The following is a 268-nucleotide window of genomic DNA, read 5'->3' as shown; positions in this document are numbered from 1 at the left end:
CGGGCGTTGTAGCGATTGTCGGCATTCTGATCGCTGCCGCGCTGTGGCTGGGCAAACGTGAGCTGGTTACCCGTATCGCAAACAGTGCACCAGGCCGTTTCTTCGGCACATGGTGGTTTGCGGCCTGGGGCTTCGACTGGCTCTACGATAAAGTGTTCGTCAAACCTTATCTGGGTATTGCGTGGCTGCTGAAGCGCGACCCACTGAATGGCCTGATGAACCTGCCTGCACTGCTGTCACGTATTGCCAACAAAGGCCTGGTAGTCAG

1 pseudogene is annotated in these 268 nt (G+C 57.1%); it reads left to right on the top strand.

Annotated elements, in window-relative coordinates:
- Positions 1-268 (top strand): annotated as a pseudogene (locus SB765_RS30090) (NADH-quinone oxidoreductase subunit L); the annotation flags it as partial.

Source organism: Pseudomonas sp. SIMBA_067 (genome assembly GCF_046534675.1).
GTDB lineage: Bacteria > Pseudomonadota > Gammaproteobacteria > Pseudomonadales > Pseudomonadaceae > Aquipseudomonas > Aquipseudomonas putida.
Note: the sequence above shows the minus strand (reverse complement) of the source record. Positions and strands in the feature narration are given on the sequence as shown.